A 26,423-nucleotide genomic window follows, 5' to 3' on the forward strand; every position below is an offset into this window, starting at 1 on the left:
CTTCGCGCACTTCGTGTCGCTTGTCCACCCCCTTCCGGGGGCAACACCTGCGGCCCGGCAAAGCCGGTTCCGCGGTGTTCCACGAAAAAATCCGATCTTCAGATCATCGCCAACGGCGTTTTGCGCTTCGGCGGCGGATGCAGGCGATCCAGTTCGGCCAGGGTCGCCGCATCGAGCTTCAGCGCAGCGGCGGCAAAGTTCTCCTTCAGGTGCGCGCTGCGCACCGCCTTCGGAATCGCAGCCACGCCAGGGCGTGCGATCACCGCGGCCAGCGCAAGCTGCGCGGCGGTTACTCCCAGCCGGGCGGCCAGATCGGCCAACCCGTCGTCTCCGGCAAGCGCGCCCTGGTCGATCGGGCTGTAGGCCATCAAGGGCATGCCGCGCTCCCGCTGCCACGGCAGCAGGCTGAACTCGGGGCCGCGCTCGCCGAGCGACAGGTACACCTGGTTGGCCGCGCAAACCGGTCCGTCGCCCGTCGCCTGCACCAGTTCTTCCATGTCGTCGGTGTCGAAGTTGCTGACGCCCCAGTGGCCGATGCGACCATCCGCCACCAGCGAATGCATCGCCGCCACGGTCTCGCGCAGCGGGTGGTTGCCGCGCCAGTGCAGCAGATAGAGATCGATGGCGTCGAGCCCGAGCCGTTTCAGGCTGCGCTCGCAGGCCTCGCGCGTGCCGCGCCGGCTGGCGTTGTGCGGATAGACCTTGCTGACGATGAAGAGCTCCTCGCGTCGCACGTCGCCCGCGCGCAGGGCCTCGGCGACGGCCTGTCCCAGCACGGTCTCGGCGCCGCCCTCGCCGTACATCTCGGCGGTGTCGATGAGGCGATAGCCGAGCCCGATGGCCTCGCGCACCGCCTTGACCTCGGCCGCGCGATGGCTCGCGTTCTCGCCCATGCGCCAGGTGCCGAGGCCCAGCACCGGCATCTCGCCGCCGGAAGGAAGTTGGAGTGTTCGCATCGGGCCATGGTAAGTGGGATGCGTCCGCGTGTCAGCCCGCCGACAGCGGCAGCCACACGGTGGCGCACAGGCCGCGCCCACCCTCGCCGTCGGACAACGCGATGCGTCCGCCATGCTTCTCCAGCACCGACCTGACGATGGCCAGCCCGAGCCCGCTGCCCGACTGCGTCTGGTCCGGATTGCGGAAGAAGCGGTCGAAGACGCGCTCGCGCAGCGCGGGCGGAATGCCCGGCCCCTGGTCCGTCACGCGCAGCACCGCGTCCGACGGCTCGCGCCAGACACGCACCGTGACAGTGCCGCCATCGGGGCTGTACTTGATGGCGTTCTCCACGAGGTTGCTCACCATCGAGATCAGGCTCTCTCGCTCGCCGTGCACCGGCACCGGTTCGGCGCCTTCAGTGGCGAAATCCAGCGCGATGCCGCGCGCCCGCCCGAGCGCCTCGACGAGCGGAATGCGGTCGCGCACCAGCGCATCGAAATCCAGCGTCGCGGGCAAGGCGTCCTGCGGCATCTCGTCGCTTCGCATCAGCTGCTGCAGCTGCCCCACCAGCCGCGCGGCGCGATCGTTGCTTCGCAGCAGGTTGGCCATGAGCTCGCGCTGTCCGGCGTCTTCGGTCTGGGCCTTCAGGGCTTCGACGTTCACGCGCATCGCGTCGAGCGGGGTGCGCAACTCGTTCGCCGCGTCGGCAATCAGGCCGCGCTCGCGCGATGCCCGGTCGCGCACGCTGCGCAGCAGGCTATTGATGCCGTTCACCAAAGGCTGCAGCTCCTTGTGCGGCGGCTCGAAGGTCAGCGGCGAAAGATCGGCCGGGCCGCGCTCGGCGGTCTCCTTCGTCACTTGCCGCCACGGCCGCAGCGCGAGCATCACCGAGAGCCACGCCGGGAAGACGATGAACGGCAGGCTGATGGCCAGCGGCAGCAGGTAGTAGCTGCGATGCTCGATGGTGAAGTTCAGGCGCAGCACGTCGGGCTCGGCCAGCAGCACGCGCGTGTCCAGCAGCGGTGAGTTCATCGAGCGAGCGCGCCACACCCGATCGCCGGCACGCACGTTCTCCAGCCGCCCCGGCATCGCGGTGTGCATGACCGGCGCCGTCGCCGAAGAGTTGTAGATCAGCCTGCCCTGCTGCCACACCTGCATCACGGGCGCCTTGTCCTGGTCGGAGGTGAAGTCGCCCGAGGTTTCCAGCAGCGCCATGTCGAAGGCCTTGAGCGTCTGCTGCTGCCGGTCGGGATCGGAGGCGAGGTTCTGCGCGCAGGAGATGATGCTTTCGAAGACCTTGTCGTAGCGCACCAGGTCCGGCAGGCGGTTGGAGTCGTACAGGAAGAACGCCAGCGTGGCGCTCCACAACAGCCCGGCCACCGCGACCTGCGCCAACAGCAGGCGCCGCACCAGCGAGGGCTGGAGCCACCGTCTGATGCGCCCTGCGAGCGCCTTCGCGGCAACGGACAAGAAATTCATGGGTCTCCTGGCGAGCGGTCTCTGCGGAGCGCATCGCGAGCGCGCGGAGTATCCGGCACGCCCTTGCGGCGTGCTTCAGAAAGCCTTCATGAAAGAGGTTCAAGGGCCTTTTCGTGCTTGCTGGCGAACCCCTGAGCCTTCTAATTTTTCGAATTCAAAGTCAGTTCCGTGACAAGAAATCGGTTCATCTCCGAGTGAAGACCGCCTGCACCGCCTTCTTATTTTGTCAAGACGAACTGGGTGCCAACCCCCTGCGCGGGCCCGGTTCTCGCTTCTAGAATTTTTTCGAAAGCCCTGCGTCACGAGCGCCGGAGTCCCCCCGAACGAAACGAACTTTGAACAGGTTGAGCCAATGCAGAAAAAGCACAGGATTGCAGTCATTCCCGGAGACGGCATCGGCGTCGAGGTCATGCCCGAAGGGCTGCGCGTTCTCGACGCGGTCGGTCGCCGCTTCGGCATCGGCTTCTCCTACGACCACTTCGACTGGGGCTCCGACCACTACGTGCGCACCGGCCTGATGATGCCGGCCGACTGGGCCGACAAGATCCAGGGCCACGACGCGATCTACTTCGGTGCGGTGGGCGCGCCCGACAAGGTGCCCGACCACATCGCCGTGTGGGGCCTGCTCATCAAGATCCGCCGCGACTTCGACCAGTACGTGAACCTGCGCCCTGTGCGCCTCATGCCCGGCGTGCCCGGCCCGCTGGCGCACCGCAAGCCCGGCGACATCGACTTCCTGGTAGTGCGCGAGAACACCGAGGGCGAGTACACCTCCGTGGGCGGCCGCCTGTTCGAAGGCACGCCGCGCGAGATGGCGATCCAGGAGGCCGTGTTCACCCGCACCGGCGTGGACCGCATCATCGACTACGCGTTCCAGCTCGCCAACCGCCGCAAGCGCAAGAGCCTGACGGCCGCCACCAAGTCGAACGGCATCTCGATCACCATGCCCTACTGGGACGAGCGCCTGGCCGAGATCGCCACGCGCTACCCCGACGTGGCGACGAACAAGTTCCACATCGACATCCTGTGCGCGCACTTCGTGCAGCACCCCGACTGGTTCGACGTGGTCGTGGCCTCCAACCTGTTCGGCGACATCCTGTCCGACCTGGGCCCGGCCTGCACCGGCACCATCGGCATCGCGCCCAGCGCCAACCTCAACCCCGAGCGCAAGTTCCCGTCGCTGTTCGAGCCGGTGCACGGCTCGGCGCCCGACATCGCGGGCAAGGGCATCGCCAACCCCATCGGCCAGATCTGGTCCGCCGCGCTGATGCTGGACCACCTCGGCGGCGACGATCCGGTCTACGCGCAAGCCTCGGCCGCCGTGCTCTCGGCCATCGAAACCGTGCTGAGCGAAGGCCCGCGCACCCGCGACATGGGCGGCACGGCCAACACGGTGGACGTGGGCCGTGCGATCGCCGAATGCATCTCGGCAGCATGACGCCCTGCCTCCCCTGTAGCGACCTGAGAGGCTGAGATGGGCCTGTTCCTGCTGAAGCGCACGCTGACGCTGATCGGCACCCTGATCGGCGCCTCGGTCATCGTCTTCCTCGTGCTGGAGATCCTGCCCGGCAACGCCGCGCAGATGCTCATGGGCCCCGACGCCTCCCCCGAGGCGGTCGCCGCCCTGGCCACCAAGCTCGGCCTCGACCAGCCCGCCTGGACCCGTTACTGGCACTGGATCGGCGGCCTGCTCACCGGCAACCTCGGCGACAGCTACGCCTACAGCTCCCCGGTGCTCGACCTGATCCTCGAACGCCTCGCGCTCACCGTGCCGCTGGCCGTGCTGGCCATGGCACTGACTGTCGTGATCGCACTGCTGGTCGGCGTCACGGCCGCAGCCCGCCACAACAAGCTCGGCGACGTCGGCCTGATGGGCATGGCCCAGGTCGGCATCGCCATCCCGAACTTCTGGTTCGCCATCCTGCTGATCCTGGTGTTCTCGGTGCAGCTGCAGTGGTTCTCCGCCGGCGGCTTCGAAGGCTGGGGCGAAGGCATCTTCGCGGGGATCAAGTCGCTGCTGCTGCCGGCGTTGTCTCTGGCGGTGGTGCAGGCGGCGATCCTCGCGCGCATCACGCGCTCGGCGGTGCTCGAGGTGATGCGCGAAGACTTCGTGCGCACCGCGCGCGCCAAGGGCGTTTCGCAGCGCATGGTGCTTTGGACCCATGTGCTGCGCAACGCGATGATCCCGGTCATCACCGTCATGGGCATGCAGTTCTCCGAGCTGCTGGCCGGCACGATCGTGGTGGAGAACGTGTTCTATCTTCCCGGCCTGGGCCGGCTGATCTTCCAAGCCATCAGCAACCGCGACCTGATCGTGGTGCGCAACTGCGTGATGCTGCTGGCGGCCATGGTGGTCATCGTGAACTTCGTGGTCGACGTGCTCTACGCCGTCATCGACCCGCGCATCAAGGCCAGCGACATATGAGCGCCATCAACCCGACCTCCGGCGCGTTGCCCGCCGCCACCGGCGCGGCACTGAAAGCCCCCGGCTTCTGGCACCGCGCGCTGCGCCATCGCAGCTTCTGCATCGGCGGCGTGCTCGCCGCGCTGCTGGTGCTGGCGGCTCTGCTCTCCTACGTGTGGACGCCTTACTCGCCCTACGGCATGGACATGGCGAACAAGCTGCAGGCACCCTCCGGCTCGCACTGGCTGGGCACCGATGCCTTCGGCCGTGACGTGGCCTCGCTGCTGCTCGTCGGCGCGCGCGCATCCATCCTGGTCGGTGTGATCGCGGTCGGCATCGGCCTCGTGGTCGGCACCGCCCTGGGCTTGCTCGCGGCCGCCAAGCGCGGCTGGGTCGAGGAAGCGGTGATGCGGCTGTCCGACTTCACGCTGGCCTTTCCCGCAATCCTGTCGGCCATCATGATGACCGCCGTCTTCGGCGCGGGCATCGTGAATGCCATCGTGGCCATCGGCATCTACAACATCCCGACCTTCGCGCGCATCACGCGGGCGTCGGCCAATGCGATCTGGTCGCGCGAGTACGTCGCCGCCGCGCGCGCCTGCGGCAAGGGATCTTTCTCGATCACCATGCAGCACGTGCTGCCGAACATCTCGGCCGTGCTGATCGTACAGATCACCATCCGCTTCGCCATCGCCATCCTCGCCGAGGCCGCCCTCTCCTACCTGGGCCTGGGCACGCAACCGCCGCAGCCTTCGTGGGGCCGCATGCTGAGCGAAGCGCAGACCCTCATGTTCCAGCAGCCGCTGCTGGCCGTCTTCCCCGGCATGGCCATCGCGCTCGCGGTGCTCGGCCTGAACATGCTCGGCGACGGGCTGCGCGACCTGCTCGATCCGCGCCTCGCACGCGCACGCTAAGCGATATGCCTCTTCTCGAAGTCAACAACCTCCAGATCGGCCTGCAGACCCAACGCGGGCCGGCTCAGGCCGTGCGCGGCATCTCGTTCTCGCTCGAACGCGGCGAGACGCTGGGCATCGTCGGCGAATCCGGCTGCGGCAAGTCGATCACCGTGATGTCGCTGATGGGCCTGCTGCCCTCCAGCGCCAAGGTCGCGGGCAGCATCAAGCTCGACGGGCAGGAGCTCGTCGGCCTGCCCGAGAAGCAGATGTGCCAGATCCGCGGCAACCGCATCGGCATGATCTTCCAGGAGCCGATGACCGCCCTGAACCCGGTGCACACCATCGCGCGCCAGGTGGGCGAGCCTCTGCGGCTGCATCGCGGCCTGACCAAGGAACAGGCCCGCAAGGAAGCGCTGAACCTGCTCGACCGCGTGGGCATTCCCGACGCGGCCTCGCGCCTCGATGCGTACCCGCACCAGTTCTCCGGCGGCCAGCGCCAGCGCATCGGCATCGCCATGGCGCTTGCCTGCGGTCCCGACCTGCTGATCGCGGACGAACCCACCACCGCGCTCGACGTGACCATCCAGAAGCAGGTGCTCGACCTGATCCAGGGCCTGGTCAAGGAAATGGGCATGGCGCTGATCCTGATCTCGCACGATCTCGGCGTGATCGCCAGCAGCGTGAAGCGCATGCTCGTGATGTACGGCGGCAGCGCGGTGGAAAGCGGACCGACCGACGCCGTCTTCGCCAGCCGCGCACATCCCTACACCCGTGGCCTGTTCGCGGCACGCCCCGCCCTCGGCGCGGTGCGCGCCGGCCGGTTGCCCACCATCAGGGGCAGCGTGCCGGAGCTGGTCGACATGCCCCGCGGCTGCGCCTTCGCCGGCCGCTGCGCGCACACCATCGACCTGTGCCAGAGCACGAAGCCGCGCGAAACGCTGCTGCCGAACAACCACACGGTGCGCTGCCTGCGGCTGGGCGAGATCGCCGCATCGAACGCCAGGGCCGCCGCCGCATGAGCCAGTCAGCCACCGCCCGCCAGCCCCTGCTGGCCGTGAACAACCTCTATCGCCACTACGCGCTTCCGCGCGAGAAGCTGTTCGGCCCGCCGCCGACCGTGAAGGCGCTCAACGGCGTGAGCTTCGAAGTGCAGGCCGGCCAGAGCATGGGCATCGTCGGCGAATCCGGTTCGGGCAAATCGACCATCGCGCGCCTCGTGATGGCGCTAGACACGCCCACCTCGGGCACCGTCTCGCTCGAAGGCCGCGACCTGCACGCGCTCTCGAAGGAAGAACTGCGCGTGGCGCGGCGCGACTTCCAGATGGTGTTCCAGGATCCCTACGGCTCGCTCGATCCGCGCCAGACCGTCGCGCGCATCGTCGCCGAGCCCTTGGAAGCACTGGCCGCAACGAGCCGTGCCGAACAACGTGAACGCGCCAGCGAAACGCTCGCGGCCGTGGGCCTGCGCACCACCGACCTCGACAAGTACCCGCACGAGTTCTCCGGCGGCCAGCGCCAGCGCATCGCCATCGCGCGTGCCCTTATTACGCGCCCCAAGCTCATCGTCGCCGACGAGCCCGTCAGCGCGCTCGACGTCTCGGTGCAGGCCCAGGTACTCAACCTCATGCAGGACCTGCAGCAGCAATTCGGCATCAGCTACCTGCTCATCAGCCACGACCTCGCGGTGGTCAACCACCTGTGCGACGAAGTCTGCGTGGTCTTCAAGGGGCGCATCGTGGAGCGTGGCCGTCCGGCCGACCTGTTCGAGCACGCGCAACACGAGTACACGCGCACCCTGCTTTCCGCCGTCCTGCACACGCCCTCCCGCTAGCCGGGCCGGGCCTTCCTCTCCTTTCCACACTCACCTCAGGAACTATCGAATGTTGAAGCGACGCACACTCATGACTTCCGCCATGGCCGCGGCGATCCCGGGTGTCTTCCTGCCCCAGGCCCGTGCTCAGGCCGGCAAGAACACGCTGACGATCGGCATGCCGCTCGAACCGCCGGGCCTGGACCCGACGAGCGGCGCCGCATCGGCCATCGCGGAAATCACGCAATACAACATCTTCGAGACGCTCACCAAGGTGAATGCCGACGGCTCGGTCACGCCGATGCTGGCGGAGAGCTGGTCGTCCTCGCCCGACATGAAGACCTTCGTCTTCAAGCTGCGCAAGGGCGTGCGCTTCGAGAACGGACAGCCCTTCAACGCGAACACGGTGAAGTTCTCGTTCGACCGCGCGGGCGGCGCCAAGAGCACGAACAAGGACAAGCGCTTCTTCAGCGAGATCGGCACCGTCGTGCTCGACGAGCACACGGTGGGCGTCAACAGCACGCTGTCGAACCCCGACCTGCCCTTCATGCTCGGCCAGTCGACCGCCTGCATCGTGGAGCCCAAGAGCGCCGAGACCAACGCCACCGCGCCCGTGGGCACCGGCCCCTACAAGCTGAGCGCATGGCAGCGCGGCGCCTCGTGCACGCTGGTGAAGTCGCCGACCTACCGCGACCCCAACCTCGCGAAAACCGAGAAGTTCGTCTTCCGCTTCATGTCGGACACGGCCGCGCAGACCGCCGCGCTGCTGTCGAACGACATCGACATCTTCCCGCGCGCGGGCACGCGCTCGGTGAGCCAGTTCAAGGGCAACGCGCGCTTCCAGGTGATCGAGGTGGGCACGCGCGGCAAGGTGATCCTGACGATCAACAACCGCAAGAAGCCGCTGGACGACGTGCGCGTGCGCCGCGCGATCCTGGCGGCCATCGACCGCAACGCGATCATCCAGGGCGCGGCCGACGGCTTCGGCAGGCCCATCGGCAGCCACTACGCGCTGGGCGCGCCGGGCTTCATCGACACCACCGCGATGAATCCCTTCGACGTGGAGAAGGCGAAGAAGCTGCTGGCCGAGGCCGGCGTGAAGACGCCGCTGGAGTTGCGCCTGCAGCTGCCCCCGCCCTCCTACGCCCGCCAGGGCGGCGAGGTGATTGCGGCGCAACTCGCGCAGATCGGCATCAACGTGAAGATCCAGAACGTGGAATGGGCCCAATGGCTCAGCGGCACCTTCGGCGGTGCGCACGACTTCGACCTGACCATGGTCGCGCACGTGGAGCCGTTCGACCTGGTGAAGTACACCGAGCCCGACTACTACTGGGGCTACGACTCGAAGAAGTTCCGCGACCTGTTCGTCACCATCCAGAACGAAGAGAACAAGAAGCGCCGCGCCGACCTGCTGGCCGACGCACAGCGCATGCTGGCGACCGACGCGGTCAACGGCTTCCTGTACCAGGCGGTGTTCCCGACCATTGCGCGCAAGGAAGTGAAGGGCCTGTGGCCGAGCATGCCGATCGTGGTGAACGACCTGGCCGCGATCTCGTGGGGCTGATGCGATGAGCACGTCGACATCGAAGCCCCTGTACTCCCTGGGCGTGCAGGAGCTGCACGCGGCCTATGCCGCCAAGGAACTCTCGCCGGTGGAAGTGGCGCGCTCGGTGAACGAGCGTATCGCGGCCTACGAGCCCGAGCTGCACGCCACCTGGCTGTTCCGCCCCGAACTGGCGCTGGAACAGGCGCGTGCATCCGAAGCGCGCTGGCTCGCTGGCAAGCCGCTCGGCACGCTCGACGGCGTGCCCGTGACCATCAAAGACAACCTCGCGACCAAGGGCGATGCGATGCCGCTGGGCACTGCCGCCTACGACCTCGTGCCGATGACCTACGACTCGCCGCCCGCCGCGCGCCTGAAGGAAGACGGCACAGTGCTGGTCGCCAAGACCACCATGCCCGACCTGGGCATGCTGTCGTCGGGGCTGTCGAGCTTTCATGAGCTCTCGCGCAATCCGTGGGACCTGTCGCGCACGCCCGGCGGTTCCAGCGCGGGTGCCGGTGCCGCCGCGGCCGCGGGCTACGGCCCGCTGCACGTGGGCACCGACATCGGCGGCTCGCTGCGCCTGCCTGCGAGCTGGTGTGGCATCTACACGCTCAAGCCCAGCTTCGGCCGCATTCCGCTGAGCTCGCCCTACATGGGCCGCTGCGCCGGCCCGATGACCCGCACCGTGGCCGACTCGGCGCTGATGATGGCTTCGGTCGCGCAGCCCGACGACCGCGACTATTCCGAACTGCCGCCGCCCGTCATCGACTGGAACGCCTTCGAGGTCGATCCGTCGTTCATCAAGGGCAAGCGCGTGGCGCTGCACATGGACGCGGGCTGCGGCCTGCCGCTGGACCCGCAGATCGCCGAAGCCGTGCGCCGCGCGGCGAAGCGCATCGAGGCTGCCGGCGCGCACGTCGAGGAAATCCCGGCCTTCATGACGCCGAAGATGCTCAAGGGCATGGACCACTTCTGGCGCATGCGCTCGTGCATCGACATCCAGGCGATGACGCCGGAGAAGCGCGCGAAGATCCTGCCGTACATCCGCGAATGGGCCGAGAGCGCGGCCGGCTTTTCGGGCGCGCACATCTTCGAGGCCTACAGCGAATTCATCGCCACGCGCGCGGCGGCCATCGCCGCGACCAAGGCCTACGACTTCGTGATCTCGCCGGTGTCGCCCAACCTGCCCGCGCCGGCCGACCATGCCTCGCCGACCAACAATCCGATGCTGCCGCTGGAGCACATCGGCTTCACCGTGCCCTACAACATGTCGGAGCAGCCCGCTGCCTCGATCAACTGCGGCTACTCGGCCGAAGGCTTGCCCATCGGCCTGCAGATCGCCGGGCGTCGCTTCGACGACCTGGGCGTGCTGCAGTTCAGCCGCGCCTTCGAGCAGATCCGCGAAACGCAGAAACCCTGGCCGGAACCCAACGCGACCCGTTGACCCGGCCCCCAGGAGACAAGACACCATGAACGCAGCAGCAGCCCACTACATCGACGGACGCCACGTGCAGTCCGAAGGCAACGCCACCATCGACGTGATCGACCCGAGCGATGGCAGCAAATTCGGCGAGATCGCGCGCGGCACCGCCGCCGACGTCGACACCGCCGTGCGCGCCGCGCGCCAGGCCATGGGCGAGAACTTCGACGGCCCCTGGGGCGGCCTGACCGCGCTGCAGCGCGGCCGCCTGCTGGCCAAGCTCGGCGCAGCCGTCATGGAGCACCACGAGGAGCTGGCCCAGCTCGAGGCACGCGACACCGGCAAGGCGCTGCGCGTGGCGCGCAACGACGCCACCGCGCTGGCCCGCTACATGGAGTACTACGCTGGCGCCTGCGACAAGCTGCACGGCGACACCCTGCCCTACGAGCGCGGCTACACCGTGCTGACGGTGCGCGTGCCGCACGGCGTGACGGGCCACATCATTCCCTGGAACTACCCGATGCAGATCGCGGGCCGCAGCGTGGGCGCCTCGCTCGCCGCGGGCAACGCCTGCGTGGTGAAGCCGGCGGAAGACGCGAGCCTGTCGCTGCTGCGCCTGGCCGAGATCGCGACCGAGGTGGGCTTTCCGGCCGGCGCGCTCAACGTGGTGACGGGCTACGGCAAGGAAGCCGGCGCAGCGCTGTGCGTGCACCCAGGCATCGACCACATCTCGTTCACCGGCTCGACCATGACCGGCCGCAGCGTGGGCCTGGCCGCGGCCGAGCGCCATTGCCCGGTAACGCTCGAACTCGGCGGCAAGTCGCCGCAGATCGTGTTCGCGGATGCCGACCTCGACGCGGCCGAACCGGTGCTGCTCAACGCCATCATCCAGAACGCTGGCCAGACCTGCTCGGCGGGCAGTCGTGTGCTGGTGGAACAGTCGGTTTATGAAGAAGTGGTGCAGCGGCTTGCCAAGCGCTTCACCGCCGTGCGCGCAGGCACGCCCGCCGAAGACCTGGACATGGGCCCGCTCATCAACGAAAAGCAGTTCCGCCAGGTGCGCGACATGGTCGCGACCGCCGAGGCCGCCGGCCTGAAGGTGGCGGCGCGCGGCACGGTGTCGCCCAATGCGTCGTCCACCGGCTACTACCAGGAGGCCGTGCTGTTCCGCGACGTGCCGCACGAGAGCGACATCGCGCAGCGCGAGATCTTCGGCCCGGTGCTGGCCCTGACGCCCTTCGCCGACGAGGCCGAGGCGGTGCGCCTGGCCAACGGCACGGACTTCGGCCTGGTGGCCGGCGTGTGGACCCGCGACGGCGCGCGCCAGCTGCGCATGGCGCACAAGCTGCATTGCGGCCAGGTCTTCGTCAACAATTACGGTGCGGCGGGTGGTGTAGAACTGCCTTTCGGCGGCGTGAAATCCAGCGGCTTCGGCCGCGAGAAGGGCTTCGAGGCCCTGCTCGGATTCACGACCCTCAAGACCATCGCCATCAAGCACGGATGAAGACAACACATGACAACCACCACTGAACAGCAGCAAGCGCCGCGCAAGGTCGGCCTCGTCGGCGTCGGCCTCATGGGCCACGGCATCGCCAGCAACATCGTCAAGCACGGCCACCAGCTCACCGTGCTGGAGCACGCGGGCAACCAGCCCATCGACGGCCTGCTGAAGGCCGGCGCCACCTCGGTGAAGGACGTGGCCACGCTGGCCGCGCAGGTCGACGTGCTGATCCTGTGCGTCACCGGTACCCCGCAGGTCGAGGCCGTGATGCTCGGCGACAGCGGTGCGCTGACCACGCTGCGCCCCGGCACCGTGGTGATCGACTGCTCGACGGCCGTTCCCGCCTCCACCGCCAAGGTCGCGGAAGCAGTGAGCGCCAAGGGCGGCAAGTTCATCGACGCGCCCATGACCCGCACCGCGAAGGAAGCCGCCGAAGGCCGGCTGAACCTGCTGGTGGGCGGCGACGAGCAAGTGCTGGCCTCGTGCCTGCCGCTGCTGCGCTGCTTCGCCGAGAACATCACGCACGTGGGCGGCATCGGCGCAGGCCACGCGATGAAGCTGCTGCACAACTTCGTATCGCTGGGCACCGTGGCGCTGCTGTGCGAAGCCGCCGCTTGCGCTGAACGTGCCGGCGTGAAGCCCGACGTGTTCGTCGACGTGCTCGCCAAGGGCGGCGGCAACGGCGTGGCACTGGAACGCGTCAAGCCCAAGCTGCTGACAGGCAGCACCGATTCGCTGAAGTTCTCGATGGCGAATGCGAAGAAGGACCTGGGGTACTACAACGACATGGCGGAGCAGTCTTCTTCGAGCCATGGCATTGCGCAAGCCGTGGATGCGCTGCTGACTCATGGGGTCGAGAAGTTCGGTGGGGACCGGATGGTGCTCGATCTGGTTGAAGCGTTGCGCTGATTTCTTGCCCGCACTTGCTCTGTGCGGGCCGCTCGCTGTTCGGGGCGCGTGCGCAGGTGGACGCGCACTCGCGCACCAGTGAGTTGGGCGGCAGACTTGCTGCTCGGCAGCAGCGTAGGTCTAGAGCAGAAGGATGAGGCTTGCGATGGCAACTCACCACCAGGAGCCGCCTTCGGCAAACGGCGGGTTTCACGTAGGCTGCTCGTCCCAAATCATTGTCTTCTTGGCTATCGATGTCGCAACGGTTCTTGCGGATAACTTCAGTTCCGCCGGGAGAAGCACCGCATCCGGGTTGGGCCCTCTCATGTAGCCGTCCAGCGAAAAGCTGATGTCAAACACGCCCACCTGATTCAGGGATACCGTCCTTTCCGCTGTTCACCGCATCGACCGGGCTGCGTGCGCCTGTCCCGGGTCCGAACGCAGCGGCATAGAGCAATCCCGCCAAAAAGGTGAAATGGTCTATGAAGGAGCCGAAGTCCATTTGATTGGCTGACCACTTCGAAGGACCGTGAAAGGCAAACGCGAGAAAGACGACGTATGTACCGGCTGCGAGCGACGCCCACTGAAAGTATCGGCCGCTCGCAAGGCATAGCACCAATGCGGTTTCGAAGCCCACGGCCAACCAGGCCAACAGCATGGGCGCCGGAAACCCGGCAGAACCGATGAATCCGGAAGTCGCCCGGATGTCCTTCAGCTTGAAGAGCAGCGCCATGGCGAAAACAAGGACAAATATCCAGCGGGCGAGCAACGCCCCCCGATTCAGCCATGCGATCGTCGCGGAAGGTGGGGCAATCGATGCTTTCATATCGCGTCCTCCCTCGTCAAACGTTGGAGCCTGCTTGAGTGGCTCGATCTTCCTTGCGCAACACGATGTGCGTGGCTGCTTCGGTCACCTTGCGTTCCGCGCAAAAGTAACCTAGCGCATGTAGATCTAGGCCCAGAAAAAGCGGTTCACCGCTGCCCAGGAGCATCGGGGCGATCGCCAAATGCACTTCATCAACCAATCCGGCGCGCAGGTATTCGCGTACGGTGGCGACGCCGCCACCGACGCGCACGTCCTTGCCTGCTGCGGCCGCCCTTGCCTCCTGTAAGGCGGCATGGATCCCGCCTGTAACGAAGTGGAACGTGGTTCCTCCGTCCATCTCGATAGACGCGTGCGGATGGTGCGTCAGGATGAAAACCGGCGTGTGGTACGGCGGGTTGGCCCCCCACCATCCCCTCCAGTCGTCTGACGGCCACGGGCCACGCGATGCAGTGAACATGTTGCGGCCCATGATCCACGCGCCAACATTGGTGAAGCCGCGCGCGACGAACTGGTCGTCCACCCCCGTGCTGCCCCTGTCGTTTCCTGAAAGACGCCCGAAGGTGCGGGTCGGCAGCATCCACTGATGCAGGTCCTCGCCGCGTTTTCCGAGCGGCTCGGTCAGCGACTGCTCAGGACCGGCACCGAACCCATCCAGCGAAACAGTGAAACTCTCTACTCTCAACTTCGGCATGGTCTGTCTCCTTCAAGTTCAGCGGCAATCGCGTATCGCAGCCCTGTGATCTTCATCCGCGAGCACCATGATCGTCCGGAGTTGCCGCCCGGTATAGTGCGGCCACCTCGATCATGATCACCTCCGGCAATCACCCGGCTCGCATCACGGCTCAGCAGTTGCGCGATTTCATCGCCGTCCTCGGCTGTGGTGGCTTCCGCGCGGCCGCCCGGTCGCTGTCCGTTTCACAGGCGGGCCTGACGAAGAGCGTGGCGCGCCTGGAGGAGCAGTGCGGATTCGCCCTGGTCGCGCGGACGAATCGTGGCATTGAGCCGACGGTCCGGGGCGAGGCGTTTTTGCCCTATGCAAAAGCGGCGCTTGGCGAGCTTGAACGCGCCGAGCAGTGGATCAGCGATGCGGGGAAGGCACCGGTCCGGCACGTAGCACTCGGCGTTTCGATTGAGCCGTCGCTTATCCTGGCACCCTCGGTGCTGGCGGATTTCAGGCTCTCGTCGCCGGGTGTAACCGTCCATGTGTCGCAGTGCTCGCCGATGGAGTTGGTGGCACGACTACGGGACAACAGGATCGAGCTAGCCGTCACGCGTGTCCCCGATCCTGAAGCCATGGAAGGAATCCGTGCGGAGCCGCTCTACGAGGCGTCCGCAGTAGTCGTTGCCCGCGTGGGTCATCCGAAGGTAGATGCGCATTCGGTACGCGAGCTTGCTGACGTTCCATGGGTCGTTGTGGGCGATCCTTCGCGTCCGAGCGTCGACGACTTAAGCATCAGGGAGTTGTTCGTCGAACAGCGGCTCGGTATGCCGCAAGTCGCCGCTGTTTGTGACTCGCTTTTCGGCGCAATCTCGATGGTGATGACTTCCGATTGCGTCGCACGGCTGCCCCGGTCGATTCTCGGCCACCCGCTGGCGTCGGGTGTGCTGGTCGAAATTCCTGTGCGCGAGAAAGCCACGCACCTCATTGCGCTCCTGCGCAGGTCTGACCGCCGCCTGGGCAAGGAAGCGCGGCTACTCTCATCGATGCTGAAGTCGTTCTCGCGCGCGCGGTCCTCGTTCGCGCCTGAATAGGAAGTCCGCCGCCACGGCTGTCCGCTTAAGGGTCGAAAGCACGCATAGCCGTTCCCTGTCGGCGACCGACTGCTTTCGGGCAGCCAACCTCGCGCATGCGAGCGGCAGCTCCGGGCCCTAAGCAGACCTCGGAGACTCGCCGAAGCGGTCGTTCGAGAGGTCATCTGTATTCACTCAAACGAGAAATTTCCGCCTTGATTCAGTTCACTGGTCGTCCGCGTACGGGCTCCGCTGCTGTCTAATATATCGATGTCTCAAGATGATGATGGCCTCGACGAACTCTCGGCAGCGCTCGCAGCCGCAGGAGTGCGGAACGAACTCTTTCATGACTGCATTCACATTCCCTTGTGGGAAGACCGAGGTTTTGTCGAGGTGAAGTCCTGGGGCGACGGAGAGCGATCCGTACGGCTCTACAGGGGGAGCGGATCTTGTGACTTGACGGTGGCTCCAGGCGAGTTCAGTTGCGCGCCAAACCAAGCCGCAGAACGCCTGCTTCAAAGGCTTGAGGAGTACGGGGCATCGACGCACCCCATAAGCAAAGGATTGCGATCTGGCAATGGGCGAGTTGGGCAATAAACGCCAAGGTTCTGGCGTGTCGGCAGGCCACTCAGGTTGCGCTCGATGTCTGAGTCGAGTTTTCCCATCGGCTTGTCGCCGAATCGTAGGTGACCTTGCCATTTCGTTGCATTGCCTGCAACCGCTCGTTGACGGTGATGTCAGCACTTTCACTAGGCGAAGTGCCGGCCCTGCGCCTCGCGATGCGGAGGGCATCTTTGCGAACTGCGTCAACCGCAAGGATTTCTCTAAGACGAGATGGGCGCTCGGCGAGGACTTCGAGAATCGAAGCATCGAGAGAGGAAAAGTCGGTCTTCACGCCTGAATGTCGGTTATTGGCCGACTGCCGTCGCACCTAGACTTTGATCTTAGTTTCCAAGAACTCGAGGTACTTCGGATCGTCCTCCATGAAGATTTCCATGCCTCCTCCCATGTACGCGCGAGTAAGTTCATCTGCAGCTCTGTCGAAATTCTCGCTCCCGAAGTTCATCTGCAGCTCTGTCGAAATTCTCGCTCTCGAAGTTCATTTGTCCGAGTCTGAGGTGTATGTAGGGGTTACCTAGGCCATCCGGACACTGGACTGCATTGATGAAGCACTTGTGAGCCTTATCGAATGCACCCATTCGGAAATGTGCGTCACCCAAAGAGACGTACAGCCAGGTCGCTGCACTCCACTGAGTATGGTCATCGGGAAGCATTCGAAGAGCGGCGATGTACCGCCCTTTGGCAGCTTCCAAGTCACCCTTCTGCGCTAGATCATCGCCTTGCTTTGAGAGCAAAACGATCTGGTTGTAGATCTCGTCGGGAAGCTGTGCTGGCATCTGCATTCTGCCGAAACGGTGAACAGCCGGTTCTGGCCGACTGAAGCGGGACGCGGTGCTCTTTAATAGGCACCGCCCTTGGGCACACAGCCATCCGTGTCATGCAGCTTGCCTTCAGTAAGGACGTTTTCCATCTTGCAGACCTCGTTGAAGCTCCAGACCTCAAAGGCATCACCAGGAATCGCATGCTGCTCCAAGTGGGCCTCGAATTCCTCGATGTCCTCGAAGGAAATGACACGTGGCGAACTGGCTCCTCGATAGAACCAATGCTGAACAATGACAGGACCTCTGGCCAACGCATTCTTTATCTTCGCAAGGCTTGCTTCGGACAGAAGCTTGGCTCCTTCTTCAGTCCAGTCGTCAGACGCGTAGCGATCGGGAATTCGTTTCATAGGATATTGCGCAAAGTGAAGTTGTCACGACTCCAGAACCGAACGCCAATGCACGGTGTCTGGATAGCGGCGACCGTGCTTGAAGCACTGGAAGATCTCTACGACAGCGCTAGCGTGGAACCATTCGTCTGATTTGAGACGCAACTCGCCGCCGCCGAAAGCCAGAACCGTTCCGTCGGGGAATACGGGGCTCGGTTTGTCGTGAAAGGCTCGCAATCTCGTCGATGTCGCGGAGTCAAAGCTTTCGACCATACAGGTAACTCCACCGCCTGCAACCTGGACATAGTTTCCTCGGATATCCGTCAGGGATGCGTACGAATGGCGACCGTAGCTCTTGAGCGCGAGAAGCCTTTTTCTGAGGACCTCGTCCGATGGTGCATTCAACGCGGCGAAGTTCTGGCCCTCAAATTTCATTTTCGGGAGGTCGGTTTGAAAATCCAATTCTGCCGATCGTACTTATTCGCTTGCGGTTTTCGAACGACTGCAATCGCAAAGCGGCTGCTCGGATTGTCAGTCGATCAGCACAGAGCAGACAGCCGTCATCGAGGCTTATCACGGATTTCCTTCATCACGAAGGATTCTGCCGTCGTATCCGCAAATCCCCGCTCTCGAGGCGGGCCGCGAACCCCGCAGCCCGCAGACCGGCCACTACCCGCCAGTCTCAGGCGCCCCACGTCGCGCCCTCTCGCTCATCTGAAACAGCTCCCCAGCCTTGCGAGCAAGTTCAGCCGCAAGCCAGAGCAGGTTGTCCAGCCGTCGAGGCCCATCCCCGCTGCACCAGTCGATCTCTTCCCCGTAGCAAACCCACAGCAGAGCTTCAAGCTGAGAGAGGGTGTTTTCGAGAAGATCCGCTGGGTCTTGGGCGTTATCTTCGGAATCTACCGGCGTAGTTGGCCGGGCTATAGTCTTGGTAGCCATTTTTGTGCTGTCCTTTAGAGGGTAGTGCACGAACTTGGTTAGACGGTCGGGGTGCTCGCTACATCCCGGCCGTCGCCTTTTGATACCTCGCATCTGCATCGCTGCTTTCGCACCGACGACCTGCCGCGAGGCAAGCAGCCTTCGAAAATCGGGTTGAGTTGGGTGGGTGGCGCCTTTCTGCTCCCCTTGGTGGGGTATCGAGTGACAGGGGCATTCACTCTAGAGAAGAAGCCGGCGAAGCAACCGCTGCCACAGCGCGAAGTCGCAGAGACTGCGAACTAATGCAGCTTCCGCAACACGCCGCGCGCAGACCTCGCGAGCCCCGAGCCATATCAGCCCACAGCGGCTCCAAAACGCTCACGCCGATGGGGTGCCTTGCGCAGCGAAATAAAGGGGGAGCCCGAAGGGCGGAGGACATTCGCGGAGCAAGGTACCCCGTCGGCGTGAGCGTCGCCCTGAACGACCCCGAACCCCACGCACCGACATGTGCCGAGCGCGCTGGAGTCAAGCCTTACGTGTTCGCAGAAGTGCTCGCCAAGGGCGGCGTCGAAGCGTTGCACTGAGCAAGCGCAACGCCTCCAAAACTCTCAGGGCGCCCGCGTACGGGCGCCCACTGGCCAGGCTCAGTTCACCGTGTGCGAACCCAGGCCCGCCGAGGTGTCGATGGGGAAGTTGTCCCATTGCGTCGCCGTATCGAAAGCGATGCCCGGGTTGGGATCGCCCGATTTGATCGTGGGCTTGCGGCGCAGCGTCTGGTTCAGCGTGCTGGCACCGTTGGCGCTCTTCCACTCGGTTCCGGGGTCGAACCCGACCTGACCGATGCGGTCGATGACCGCGCCCGACTTCTCCAGCGTCAGGGCATCGTCGCCGTTGAAGTTGGCGACGCCGCTGTCCTGAGTGCCGGCCGGTTTGAAGGCAGCCGTGGCGCTGGCGTGCGCCAACACGATCGTGCCACCAGGCGGCAGGGAGCCGCTCAGCGCCTGCGTGCTCGTCGGCGCGGTCACTCCGTTCGAATACAGCTTGACGGCATAGAGGCTCAGGTCGATCGCCGAGGCGGTCGGGTTGTAGAGCTCGATCGCCTTGTTGTTCGACGAGCCTTCCACGTACTCGCTGAAGAACAGGTCAGGCGGGCCGGGCGGCAGCACCACGACCGTGGTGGTGACATTCACATTGCCCGTCTTCGTCGCGGTCTGGCCGGCGGAGTTGGTCAGCGTCACCGTCACACTGAAGGTGCCCGCTGCCGCGTAGGTGTGCGTCACCGCGCCAGTACCGGGTGCCGTGGTGGTAGGACTGCCATCGCCCCAGTCGACCACGAGCGAGGTCATCGTGTTGGCCCCGCCGGGAATGGCCTCGGTGATGTCCACGCTGTAGGTCTCGCCGGTCTTCGCCGAAGCCGGAATCGAGGCGCTGACGATGGGCTCCACCACCACGGTGTCGGCCGCGAGGTTCAGCCCCACGAGCACCGGATCGTGGTCCGACGCGCGGAACGGCGTGGGCGCGTAGCGGTCGTCGGTCGTGAAGTCGGTGTTGTAGTCGAGCGCGGTCGGCTCGTCGGAGTTGATGTGCCACACGCTCACGCCGTTGACCTGCGAAGCCAGGGAGGCAGAGGCATAGGCGTGGTCGAGCGCGCCTGTCTCGCCGCCGAACACGTAGGTGTAGCGGTCGCCGGCGGGCATGCGCTTGAGCAGGCTCTCGTTGGCCGCGCCTTCAAGCACCTTCGTCGGGTCTTCCAGCAGGTAGCTGTTGAAGTCGCCCATCATCAGCACGTCGTTCTCGCCGGTCGTGCCCTTGGCCTTGAGCTTGCTCACGAAGCTGTTGAGCGCGGTGGCCTGTTGGGTGCGCGCCAGGTTCCAGCAGCCCTGGCCCTGGTCGACGTCGCCCGAGGTGGGGCAGCTGCCCTTGCTCTTGAAGTGGTTGACCACGAACCAGAAGCCGCCGTTGTTGCCCACCGCGCTGAAGCGCTGGGCCAGCGGCGGCCGGCCGCTAGCGGCGGTGTAGTCCGTCAGGTCGGTGCCGGTCGGCAGGACGACGTTGCCGACGCGCTGGACCTTCGCGGGCTTGTAGAGGATGTCGACCTTGATCGCATCCGTGCCGAACACGCCGCTGTTGACTGCCGCGTAAGTGTTCGGCCCGAGCTTGGCGTTGAGAGCGGCCAGCAAGTCGTTCGTTGCGACGTCGGTGTTCTGGATCTCCATCAGGCCGATCACGTCGGCGTCGAGCCCTGCGATGGCGGCGACGATCTTGGCCTGCTGTCGCTTGAACTCGTTCAGGTTGTTGGCGCCGCGGCAGTCCGTTGCGACTCCTGTGCCGAGCAGGCAGACCTGGCCAGTCTGCCCTGCGGAGTTCGTGCCGTCCACGAAGGTGGTGAAGTAGTTGAGCACGTTGAGGCTCGCCACCTTGAGCGAGCCGCCGACCACCGGTGCGGTGGGCTGGCGCGGATTGGCCTGCGCGAACACGGGCGCCACCGTCGGCTGGATGCGATAGGCGCCGAAGTTGTGGCTCAGGATGCCGGTGACCTTCTGCGTCGTGTCGCCCATGCGGCGCGTGCCGTCGGTGCCGGCCGCGCTCAGGTAGGGAATGGGGTTCGGGTTGGACACCGAAGCGCCATCGTCCAGCACGATGCGCGAGAGCAGGTTCTGCGCATGCGTCGCCGTCGCGTTGCCGTTGGTGGGGTTGAACTGTCGGCCGTTCAGCGACAGCACCATCTGGCCGTAGCGGCCCAGCTCGAACAGTTCGGTCACGGCCAGGGGCTGCGCGATCTCGACGAGCATGCCTTCGTAGCGCTCGAGCGTGGACTCGTCAGCCACGGGCAGCGTGATCTTCGTCGGGGCAACGGCTACACCGCTGCCGCAGATGCTGATGGCGAGCGGGGTCGGGGCTGTGCCGGCAATCTGCGTGATGCTGTCGGGCTTGGCGCCCGCACCCGCTGTCTGGCCGAACTCGGTCACCACACCGGTGACCTGCACGTAGTCGCCGACCGCCACGCGGGTGGCGTTGCTCGGCGCATAGACGAAGACGCCTTCCGAGGTCATCGGGTCGGCATCGGGCACGAGCTGCTGTACGAAGAACCCATTCAGCTTCACCGACGTGGTGCCGGTGTTCTGGAAGTCGCCGACGACCACGCCGCGCACGGTCACGGCCTGCGAGGCCATGGGGCTGATGTCGCCCGTGCCCTGCACGGAAGAGATAGCTGTCAGCGGTGCACCGGCCGGAATGGCTGCCGCGCATGTGGGCGGCGTCACCACGGGCGTGGTGTTGTCAGGCTGCGCAGCCGGCGGCTGCGTGTTGTCCTGCGACTGGGGCGGTGTGCCGCCGGATGAAGGGGGAATCAGTGGAAAGGAAGCGTTGCCGCCACCACCACCGCCGCCGCAAGCGGTCAGCAGGATGGCCAGTGTCAGCGCCAATGTCTTGAACGGCCACGTGGGCCTCGATCCTCGTCCTCGGTGTGTCATTTGGGGTCTCTCTTGTTGTGGGGGCCGGCAAGCGAACCGCGGCCGTTTTTATGGTTCTTGTGTGTAACCCCCGAGACACCCCAGGCACGCCTGGGTGATAGCGCAGCCGCTAGCTCATGCCGCGCGCCAGCAGATGGTCGACCAGCCGCCGCTGCGGAAAGCTCAATGCCTCTTGCCGCGTGCACAGGTACATCCGTCGTGAAGCCCACGCATCGGTAAGGTTGATGAAGCGCAGCTTCATCTCCTTGCGATAAGTCACCGCGGCACCTTCGGGCAGGATGCCGACGCCCATGCCCGCTTCGATCATCCGGCACACGGCCTCGAAGCTCTTCACCCGCACGCGCAGGCGCAGCACCTTGCGCGCGCTCATCGCTGCGTCTTCCATGGTGCGGGAGATGGCCGAGTCGTCCTCCAGGCCGACGAAGTCGTAGTCGAGCAGTTCCTCGAACGACACCTCGCGGCCGCGCCACGGATGCTTCTGCCGCACGATGGCCACGAGCCGGTCTGTGCGGTAGGGAATGAAGTGCAGCGCGGGGTCTGCCGCCTCGCTGGTGATGACGCCCACGTCGGCCTGCCGGTCTCGGATGGCCTGCACGATGTAGACGCTGCGATGCTCCTCCACGCTCACGCGGATCTCGGGGTAGCGCTGGCGGAAGCTCGCCACGTCGTCGGGCAGGAACTGGCCCATGGCCGATGCGTTGGCATGCAGCCGCACGCGGCCTGTGGCGCCCTGCGCGTAGTCCGAGAGGTCGGCGCGCATGCGGTCGACGTCGCGCAATATCTGCCGCGCATGCACGGCCAGCGATTCGCCGGCGCCGGTGGGCGTCACGCCCCTCGAGGTGCGGTTGAGCAGCGCCACGCCCAGATGCTCCTCAAGGATGGCCAGCCGCCGGCTGGCGGCCGACAGCACCATGTGGCTCTCGGCCGCGGCCTTCGACAGGCTGCCGTGCTCAATGGCGCGCAGGAAAAGCGCCAGCGAATCGAGGTCGGGTCTCATGGGGTTCGGGGTCGGTCTGCAAGGCCGACATTGTCGGGCCAGCGGGGGCTATGGCCTCGGCCGAAATACTTTCGGCGGATAGCGCCCGCAAGAGACAGATCTTCCGCAAAGCGCCGCGCTTTGCCCAAACGAAGAAGCACTTTCAGCGGGCGAAGCGGAAGAATCGTTGCTGTTCCGGCGTCTACCCCGCCGGGGCGTTCCGCGAGCCGGCCCTCTACCGGGGCCATGCCCGCATTCCAACGAGTCCTACCCGGAGTCTTTTCCTGTCATGGCATCCCACGAACTGGCCAGCGTTGCGCTGGACGACAAATACACGGCCACCGAAGGCCGGATCTACCTCAGCGGCATCCAGGCGCTGGTGCGCCTCATGCTCGTGCAGAAGTGGCGCGACCAGAAGGCCGGGCTGAACACCGCGGGCTTCGTCTCTGGCTACCGCGGCTCGCCGCTCGGCGGCCTCGACGAAGCTCTGTGGAAGGCGCAGCCTCAGCTAGAAGCCAACGCCGTGAAGTTCCTGCCCGGCGTGAACGAGGAACTGGCCGCCACCGCCGTCTGGGGCACGCAGCAGGTGCACCTGACGGGCGAGTCCGCCGTCGATGGCGTCTTCGCCATGTGGTACGGCAAGGCGCCGGGCGTCGACCGTTGCGGCGACGTGTTCAAGCACATGAGCCACGCGGGCACCTCGCCCCACGGCGGCGTGCTGCTGGTGGCGGGCGACGACCACGGCGCGTCTTCGTCGACGCTGCCCAACCAGAGTGACCACCTGTTCGCCGCGTCGATGATCCCGATGCTCTATCCGCAGAGCGTGGAGGAGTACATCGAGCTCGGCCTGCACGGCTTCGCGATGTCGCGCTTCGCGGGGCTGCCGGTGGGCTTCAAGGCGCTGGCGGACACGGTGGAATCTTCGGGCTCCATTCCTGCCGGCGCGCTAGAGGTGCACACACGGCTGCCCGCGGACTTCGTCTTCCCGCCCGGCGGCGTGCACGCGCGCCTTTCGACCGACACGCTCGGCGTGCAGGCGCGCAAGCAGGAAGCGCTGATGCAGGACTACAAGATCTACGCGGCCATCGCCTACGCGCGCGAGAACAAGCTGAACCGCGTGACCATCGATTCGCCGAAGGCACGCCTTGGCATCGTGGCCTCGGGCAAGTCGTACCGCGACGTACTCGAGGCGCTGGAAGAACTTGGCATCGACGCCGACGAGGCCGCCCGCATCGGCATCCGACTCTTCAAGGTGTCGATGCCCTGGCCGCTGGAGCCCGATTCGATCCGCGAGTTCGCCGACGGTCTCGAGGAGATCCTGGTGGTGGAAGAGAAGCGCCAGATCGTCGAATACCAGCTCAAGGAGCATCTCTACAACTGGCGCGAGAACGTGCGCCCGCGCGTGATCGGCAAGTTCGACGAGCAGGGCGAATGGGGCGCGCATCCGCGCGGAAAGTGGCTGCTGCCGGCCACGGCCGACTTCTCGGTGGCGCAGATCGCGCGCGTCATCGCAGGGCGCGTGGCGCGCTTTCACACCAGCGACCGCATCCGCATGCGGCTCGCCATCCTCGACGCGAAGGACGTGGTGCTCGGCAAGGCAGTCGCCACGCCCTCGCGCCCGGCCTGGTACTGCTCGGGCTGCCCGCACAACACCTCGACCAAGGTGCCCGAAGGCAGCCTCGCGCTCGCGGGCATCGGCTGCCACGTGATGGCCACCGCCATCTACCCCGAGCACAACCGCACGACCACGCACATGGGCGGCGAAGGCGCGCCTTGGCTGGGGCAGGCCTGGTTCTCCAAGCGCAGGCACGTGTTCGCGAACCTCGGCGACGGCACCTACTACCACTCGGGCTCGCTCGCCATCCGCGCGGCCGTGGCGGCGGGCGTGAACATCACCTACAAGATCCTCTACAACGACGCGGTCGCCATGACCGGAGGGCAGCCGGTGGACGGCCCCATCACCGTGCCGCGCATCGCGCACCAGATGGCCGCCGAGGGCGTGAAGCGCCTCGCGCTGGTGGCCGAAGACCCGTCGCGCTGGGCCGACCGCAGCGTGCTGCCGCCGGAGCGCGAGGGCTTCGTGCTCACCGTGCACCACCGCGACAGCATGGACGCCGTACAGCGCGAGCTGCGCAAGTTCGAAGGCGTCTCGGTGCTGATCTACGACCAGGTATGTGCCGCCGAGAAGCGCCGCCGCCGCAAGAAGGGCGAGTTTCCGCAGGCCGCGCGGCGCGTGTTCATCAACGACGCGGTGTGCGAGGGCTGCGGCGACTGCGGCGAGCAGTCGAACTGCACTGCCCTCTTGCCGAAGCAGACCGACCTGGGCCTGAAGCGCGCCGTGGACCAGAGCGCGTGCAACGCCGACGAGTCGTGCATCAAGGGCTTCTGCCCCAGCTTCGTGACGGTGGAAGGCGTGAAGCCGCGCAAGCAGGCACCGGTCGCCGCGAAGGCCGCGGCCGAAGAGGCGCCGCTGCCCGAGCCGAAGCAGCTCGCGCTCGAAGGCATGCATAACATCCTCATCACCGGCATCGGCGGCACGGGCGTCATCACCATCGGCGCGCTGATCGGCATGGCGGCGCACCTTGAAGGCAAGGGCGTGAGCGTGCTCGACATGACGGGCATGTCGCAGAAGAACGGCTCGGTGACCTCGCACGTGCGCATCGCGCGCGACGCGACGCAACTGAAGGCGCAGCGCATTCCCACCGGCGAGGCCGACCTGATCCTGGGCTGCGACATGCTGACGGCCGGCGCGCCCGACGCCATCGCGCGGATGCGACCGGGCCGCACCTATGCGCTGGTCAACACCTTCGAGCAGCCCACGGGCCACTTCGCACAGCAGCCCGACTGGCAGTTCCCGGCCGCGCAGGTGCGCGCGCTGATCGAGGAATCGGTGGAAGGCCGCGCCGACTTCGTCGATGCTACGCAGCTCGCAACGCGGCTCATGGGCGATGCCATTGCGGCCAACCTGTTCCTGCTGGGCTTCGCCTTCCAGAAGGGCTTCGTGCCGCTGTCGGCCGAGGCGCTGGACAAGGCCATCGAGATCAACGGCGTGGCGGTGAAGGCGAACCAGTCGGCATTCCGCTGGGGCCGCAAGGCGGCGCTCGACCTCGCGGCGGTGACGCGCGAAGCCTCGCCGCAGAAGGTGGTCGCGCTGCAGCGGCCGCAGAGCTTCGAGGCGCTGGTGAAGAGCCGCACCGAGTTCCTCGTCTCGTACCAGAACGCCGCTTACGCACAGCGCTATGCGGAACTGGTGGAGCGCGTGCGCGCGGTCGAACAGCGCGAGCGCGGCAGCAACGTGCTGGCGAAGGCGGTCGCGTCGGGCCTCTTCAAGCTCATGGCCTACAAGGACGAGTACGAGGTTGCGCGGCTGTACACCGACAAGCGCTTCATTGAAAAGCTCGGTGAGCAGTTCGAGGGCAAGCCGGTGCTGCGCTTCCATCTCGCGCCGCCGGTGCTGGGCCGCCGCGACGCCGAGGGGCGTGCGGTGAAGACCAGCTTCGGGCCGTGGATGATGGGCGCGTTCCGCATCCTCGCCGGACTGCGCGGCCTGCGCGGCACGGCCTTCGACGTCTTCGGCCGCACCGCCGAGCGGCGCATGGAGCGGCAGCTCATCGAGGACTACCGCGCGATGGTCGAGGACGTGATCGCGCGCTTCGACGCCGTCGACTTCGACACGGCCCTGTCGCTGGCGCGGCTGCCCGAGCAGATCCGCGGCTTCGGGCATGTGAAGGAGGAAAGCGTCGTGTCGGCGCGGGTGCGATGGAATGCGCTCGCCGGGCAGCTCGACGCGCGCCCGGCGCAGCGGGCGCCGAGCCGGGCGCAGCCGGTGGCGGCCTGAGTGGCCCGAGCGG

The 26,423-nt window shown here is 66.1% G+C and carries 21 protein-coding genes; 11 read left to right on the plus strand and 10 right to left on the minus strand.

Annotation, left to right across the window (positions count from 1 at the left end; all coding sequences use genetic code 11):
• Positions 1-98 precede the first annotated feature (98 nt).
• Together SFB74_RS24040 and SFB74_RS24045 are read right to left on the minus strand one after the other, a co-directional pair.
• Entirely contained in the window at positions 99-956 is an 858-nt protein-coding gene (locus tag SFB74_RS24040) for an aldo/keto reductase (protein ID WP_432726826.1), read from the minus strand.
• 31 nt (positions 957-987) lie between these two features.
• Complete coding sequence (locus SFB74_RS24045; protein ID WP_432726827.1) at positions 988-2,415, minus strand: sensor histidine kinase; 1,428 nt, start codon at positions 2,413-2,415, stop codon at positions 988-990.
• 352 nt (positions 2,416-2,767) lie between these two features.
• Here SFB74_RS24045 and SFB74_RS24050 point away from each other — a divergent pair, with 352 nt between their 5' ends.
• From SFB74_RS24050 to SFB74_RS24090, 9 genes are read left to right on the plus strand one after another with little or no spacing between them, the layout of a single operon-like run.
• On the plus strand, positions 2,768-3,853 hold the full coding sequence (locus SFB74_RS24050; protein ID WP_432726829.1) for a tartrate dehydrogenase: 1,086 nt from the start codon (positions 2,768-2,770) through the stop codon (positions 3,851-3,853).
• A 36-nt stretch (positions 3,854-3,889) separates the two neighbouring features.
• Complete coding sequence (locus tag SFB74_RS24055; protein ID WP_369661268.1) at positions 3,890-4,840, plus strand: ABC transporter permease; 951 nt, start codon at positions 3,890-3,892, stop codon at positions 4,838-4,840.
• Positions 4,837-5,733, plus strand: a complete 897-nt coding sequence (locus SFB74_RS24060; RefSeq protein ID WP_432726831.1) for an ABC transporter permease — start codon at positions 4,837-4,839, stop codon at positions 5,731-5,733. Before SFB74_RS24055 ends, SFB74_RS24060 begins: the two co-directional genes overlap by 4 nt.
• 5 nt (positions 5,734-5,738) lie before the next feature.
• A complete protein-coding gene (locus SFB74_RS24065) occupies positions 5,739-6,734 on the plus strand; it encodes an ABC transporter ATP-binding protein (RefSeq protein WP_432726832.1) in 996 nt (331 codons plus the stop codon).
• Entirely contained in the window at positions 6,731-7,546 is an 816-nt protein-coding gene (locus SFB74_RS24070) for an ATP-binding cassette domain-containing protein (protein ID WP_126471593.1), read from the plus strand. The genes SFB74_RS24065 and SFB74_RS24070 overlap by 4 nt, the downstream gene beginning before the upstream one ends.
• A 49-nt stretch (positions 7,547-7,595) precedes the next feature.
• Positions 7,596-9,089, plus strand: a complete 1,494-nt coding sequence (locus tag SFB74_RS24075; protein WP_093308066.1) for an ABC transporter substrate-binding protein — start codon at positions 7,596-7,598, stop codon at positions 9,087-9,089.
• Positions 9,090-9,093: 4 nt separating this feature from the next.
• Positions 9,094-10,515 (plus strand): amidase, encoded by a 1,422-nt coding sequence (locus SFB74_RS24080; protein WP_432726834.1) that lies wholly within the window; start codon positions 9,094-9,096, stop codon positions 10,513-10,515.
• A 25-nt stretch (positions 10,516-10,540) separates the two neighbouring features.
• Positions 10,541-11,995 (plus strand): aldehyde dehydrogenase family protein, encoded by a 1,455-nt coding sequence (locus tag SFB74_RS24085; RefSeq protein WP_432726835.1) that lies wholly within the window; start codon positions 10,541-10,543, stop codon positions 11,993-11,995.
• Between the two features lie 9 nt (positions 11,996-12,004).
• Complete coding sequence (locus SFB74_RS24090) at positions 12,005-12,901, plus strand: NAD(P)-dependent oxidoreductase (RefSeq protein ID WP_432726836.1); 897 nt, start codon at positions 12,005-12,007, stop codon at positions 12,899-12,901.
• Between the two features lie 331 nt (positions 12,902-13,232).
• Here SFB74_RS24090 and SFB74_RS24095 read toward each other — a convergent pair whose 3' ends face one another.
• Complete coding sequence (locus SFB74_RS24095; RefSeq protein WP_432726837.1) at positions 13,233-13,706, minus strand: DoxX family protein; 474 nt, start codon at positions 13,704-13,706, stop codon at positions 13,233-13,235.
• Between the two features lie 16 nt (positions 13,707-13,722).
• A complete protein-coding gene (locus SFB74_RS24100) occupies positions 13,723-14,397 on the minus strand; it encodes a dihydrofolate reductase family protein (RefSeq protein ID WP_432726839.1) in 675 nt (224 codons plus the stop codon).
• Positions 14,398-14,510: 113 nt separating this feature from the next.
• Between SFB74_RS24100 and SFB74_RS24105 the strand changes: the two genes are divergently transcribed.
• Positions 14,511-15,458 (plus strand): LysR family transcriptional regulator, encoded by a 948-nt coding sequence (locus SFB74_RS24105; protein WP_432726840.1) that lies wholly within the window; start codon positions 14,511-14,513, stop codon positions 15,456-15,458.
• 607 nt (positions 15,459-16,065) lie between these two features.
• Here the strand turns inward: SFB74_RS24105 and SFB74_RS24110 are convergent.
• The 6 genes from SFB74_RS24110 to SFB74_RS24135 all read right to left on the minus strand — a co-directional run bounded on the left by SFB74_RS24110 (position 16,066) and on the right by SFB74_RS24135 (position 22,593).
• Positions 16,066-16,332 carry a hypothetical protein gene (locus tag SFB74_RS24110; protein ID WP_432726841.1) on the minus strand — a complete coding sequence of 89 codons (267 nt, stop codon included), beginning with the start codon at positions 16,330-16,332 and terminating at the stop codon, positions 16,066-16,068.
• Between the two features lie 130 nt (positions 16,333-16,462).
• Entirely contained in the window at positions 16,463-16,840 is a 378-nt protein-coding gene (locus SFB74_RS24115) for a tetratricopeptide repeat protein (RefSeq protein ID WP_432726842.1), read from the minus strand.
• A gap of 56 nt (positions 16,841-16,896) precedes the next feature.
• Positions 16,897-17,226: a hypothetical protein gene (locus tag SFB74_RS24120; protein WP_432726843.1), complete on the minus strand. Its 330-nt coding sequence runs from the start codon at positions 17,224-17,226 to the stop codon at positions 16,897-16,899.
• A gap of 24 nt (positions 17,227-17,250) precedes the next feature.
• Positions 17,251-17,667: a hypothetical protein gene (locus SFB74_RS24125; protein WP_432726844.1), complete on the minus strand. Its 417-nt coding sequence runs from the start codon at positions 17,665-17,667 to the stop codon at positions 17,251-17,253.
• Between the two features lie 1,100 nt (positions 17,668-18,767).
• Positions 18,768-21,596 (minus strand): ExeM/NucH family extracellular endonuclease, encoded by a 2,829-nt coding sequence (locus tag SFB74_RS24130; RefSeq protein WP_432726845.1) that lies wholly within the window; start codon positions 21,594-21,596, stop codon positions 18,768-18,770.
• A gap of 109 nt (positions 21,597-21,705) precedes the next feature.
• The gene (locus tag SFB74_RS24135; RefSeq protein ID WP_093197325.1) at positions 21,706-22,593 is read right to left on the minus strand and encodes a LysR family transcriptional regulator; all 888 of its coding nucleotides are present in this window, start codon (positions 22,591-22,593) and stop codon (positions 21,706-21,708) included.
• A 268-nt stretch (positions 22,594-22,861) separates the two neighbouring features.
• Here SFB74_RS24135 and SFB74_RS24140 point away from each other — a divergent pair, with 268 nt between their 5' ends.
• Positions 22,862-26,410 (plus strand): indolepyruvate ferredoxin oxidoreductase family protein, encoded by a 3,549-nt coding sequence (locus SFB74_RS24140; RefSeq protein WP_432726846.1) that lies wholly within the window; start codon positions 22,862-22,864, stop codon positions 26,408-26,410.
• The last annotated feature ends 13 nt before the right edge of the window (positions 26,411-26,423 follow it).

Origin of the sequence: Variovorax xiamenensis, assembly GCF_050916385.1 — a bacterium.
Lineage (GTDB): Bacteria > Pseudomonadota > Gammaproteobacteria > Burkholderiales > Burkholderiaceae_C > Variovorax.

What these genes read in the sequence shown, in the direction of transcription:
- SFB74_RS24040 (WP_432726826.1), bottom strand. Translation starts at nt 956, where the DNA reads ATGCGAACACTCCAACTTCCTTCCGGCGGCGAGATGCCGGTGCTGGGC.
- SFB74_RS24045 (WP_432726827.1), bottom strand. Translation starts at nt 2,415, where the DNA reads ATGAATTTCTTGTCCGTTGCCGCGAAGGCGCTCGCAGGGCGCATCAGA.
- SFB74_RS24050 (WP_432726829.1), top strand. Translation starts at nt 2,768, where the DNA reads ATGCAGAAAAAGCACAGGATTGCAGTCATTCCCGGAGACGGCATCGGC.
- SFB74_RS24055 (WP_369661268.1), top strand. Translation starts at nt 3,890, where the DNA reads ATGGGCCTGTTCCTGCTGAAGCGCACGCTGACGCTGATCGGCACCCTG.
- SFB74_RS24060 (WP_432726831.1), top strand. Translation starts at nt 4,837, where the DNA reads ATGAGCGCCATCAACCCGACCTCCGGCGCGTTGCCCGCCGCCACCGGC.
- SFB74_RS24065 (WP_432726832.1), top strand. Translation starts at nt 5,739, where the DNA reads ATGCCTCTTCTCGAAGTCAACAACCTCCAGATCGGCCTGCAGACCCAA.
- SFB74_RS24070 (WP_126471593.1), top strand. Translation starts at nt 6,731, where the DNA reads ATGAGCCAGTCAGCCACCGCCCGCCAGCCCCTGCTGGCCGTGAACAAC.
- SFB74_RS24075 (WP_093308066.1), top strand. Translation starts at nt 7,596, where the DNA reads ATGTTGAAGCGACGCACACTCATGACTTCCGCCATGGCCGCGGCGATC.
- SFB74_RS24080 (WP_432726834.1), top strand. Translation starts at nt 9,094, where the DNA reads ATGAGCACGTCGACATCGAAGCCCCTGTACTCCCTGGGCGTGCAGGAG.
- SFB74_RS24085 (WP_432726835.1), top strand. Translation starts at nt 10,541, where the DNA reads ATGAACGCAGCAGCAGCCCACTACATCGACGGACGCCACGTGCAGTCC.
- SFB74_RS24090 (WP_432726836.1), top strand. Translation starts at nt 12,005, where the DNA reads ATGACAACCACCACTGAACAGCAGCAAGCGCCGCGCAAGGTCGGCCTC.
- SFB74_RS24095 (WP_432726837.1), bottom strand. Translation starts at nt 13,706, where the DNA reads ATGAAAGCATCGATTGCCCCACCTTCCGCGACGATCGCATGGCTGAAT.
- SFB74_RS24100 (WP_432726839.1), bottom strand. Translation starts at nt 14,397, where the DNA reads ATGCCGAAGTTGAGAGTAGAGAGTTTCACTGTTTCGCTGGATGGGTTC.
- SFB74_RS24105 (WP_432726840.1), top strand. Translation starts at nt 14,511, where the DNA reads ATGATCACCTCCGGCAATCACCCGGCTCGCATCACGGCTCAGCAGTTG.
- SFB74_RS24115 (WP_432726842.1), bottom strand. Translation starts at nt 16,840, where the DNA reads ATGCAGATGCCAGCACAGCTTCCCGACGAGATCTACAACCAGATCGTT.
- SFB74_RS24120 (WP_432726843.1), bottom strand. Translation starts at nt 17,226, where the DNA reads ATGAAACGAATTCCCGATCGCTACGCGTCTGACGACTGGACTGAAGAA.
- SFB74_RS24130 (WP_432726845.1), bottom strand. Translation starts at nt 21,596, where the DNA reads ATGACACACCGAGGACGAGGATCGAGGCCCACGTGGCCGTTCAAGACA.
- SFB74_RS24135 (WP_093197325.1), bottom strand. Translation starts at nt 22,593, where the DNA reads ATGAGACCCGACCTCGATTCGCTGGCGCTTTTCCTGCGCGCCATTGAG.
- SFB74_RS24140 (WP_432726846.1), top strand. Translation starts at nt 22,862, where the DNA reads ATGGCATCCCACGAACTGGCCAGCGTTGCGCTGGACGACAAATACACG.